Origin of the sequence: Novosphingobium sp. CCH12-A3, from assembly GCF_001556015.1 — a bacterium.
GTDB classification, from domain to species: domain Bacteria; phylum Pseudomonadota; class Alphaproteobacteria; order Sphingomonadales; family Sphingomonadaceae; genus Novosphingobium; species Novosphingobium subterraneum.
Genome location: NZ_LSIA01000238.1, coordinates 1 through 1423, shown reverse-complemented (window position 1 = coordinate 1423; position 1423 = coordinate 1). Strand labels below are relative to the sequence as shown.

General features: G+C 64.8%; 1 protein-coding gene. It reads left to right on the top strand.

Translation table 11 applies throughout. The features are described from left to right. Positions 1 to 158 precede the first annotated feature (158 nt). The gene (locus tag AX703_RS19620) at positions 159 to 1370 is read left to right on the top strand and encodes an IS256 family transposase (protein ID WP_058456888.1); all 1212 of its coding nucleotides are present in this window, start codon (positions 159 to 161) and stop codon (positions 1368 to 1370) included. Positions 1371 to 1423 lie beyond the last annotated feature (53 nt).

The window sequence follows — 1423 nt, the reverse complement described above, 5'->3', positions numbered from 1 at the left end:
GTTAGCGTCCGCGCTCGTGGTGTAATTTTCGGTGGAGATTTAGGTGCTGCTGGTGGTGGGGCATGCCCCACCACCAGCAGTTTCGATCTCGGTGGCCACCGGGCTCATCGGTAAGGTGGAGTTTCCACACGTCACACCCACCCGAGGAGTTGATCCCGATGACCGAAGACAGACTACCGCTTGCCGAGCTGATGGCGAAGACCGGAGACAGCGATTTCCTGCGCAGCATTGCCGAGAGCGTGCTGCAGCTGATCATGGAGGCCGATGTCGACGGCGTGATCGGCGCCGGCCGACACGAGCGATCCGGCGACCGCACGACCTGGCGTAACGGCTACCGAGAGCGCAGCCTCGACACCCGGCTCGGCACGCTCAACCTGAAGATCCCCAAGCTCAGGACCGGGGCCTACTTCCCTGGCTTCCTGGAACCCAGGAAGACCGTCGAGAAGGCGCTGGTCTCGGTGATCCAGGAAGCATGGATCGCCGGCGTCAGCACCCGGCGCGTCGACGAGCTGGTTCAGGCCATGGGCATGACCGGCATCTCCAAGTCTTCGGTCTCGAAGCTGTGCAAGGACATCGACGAACGCGTGCACGCCTTCCTCAAGCGGCCGCTGGCGGGCGACTGGCCTTACCTCTGGCTGGACGCGACCTACCTCAAGGTCCGCGAGGGCGGCCGTATCGTCAGTGTCGCGGCGATAATAGCGGTCGCGGTCAACACCGAGGGCAAGCGCGAGATCGTCGGCCTGCACATCGGTCCCAGCGAGGCCGAGCCGTTCTGGTCGAGCTTCCTCAAGGACCTGGCCCGCCGCGGCCTCAAGGGAGTGAAGCTGGTCATCTCCGATGCCCACGAGGGGCTCAAGGCGGCGATCACCCGCGTGCTCGGCGCCACCTGGCAGCGCTGCCGCGTCCACTTCATGCGCAACGCACTGGCCTACGTGCCCAAGGGGCAGAACACCGTGGTCGCCGCCGCCATCCGGCAGGTCTTCCTCCAGCCCGATCATGCGGCCGCTACCCAGGTCTGGCGCCAGGTCGCCGACCAACTGCGCACCCGCTGGCCGAAGCTGGGAACCTGCATGGACGACGCCGAGCACGATGTCCTGGCCTACATGACCTTCCCCGAGCAGCACCGGGTCAAGCTGCACAGCACCAATCCGCTGGAGCGCCTGAACAAGGAGGTGAAGCGCCGTGCTGACGTCGTCGGTATCTTCCCCAACGAGGACAGCATCATCCGACTCGTCGGCGCCGTCCTGCTCGAGCAGAATGACGAGTGGCAGCTCCAGCACCGCTACATGCAGATCGAGGGCATGGCAGCCCTTGCCACACCAATGATCGAGGAGGCTCAGCCGCTACAGATTACACCCAAGGCCGCCTGACCATGCAGCCCGGTGACCACACCCCAAATTACACCTCATTGACGGACGTGACC

What these genes read in the sequence shown, in the direction of transcription:
- AX703_RS19620 (WP_058456888.1), top strand. Translation starts at nt 159, where the DNA reads ATGACCGAAGACAGACTACCGCTTGCCGAGCTGATGGCGAAGACCGGA.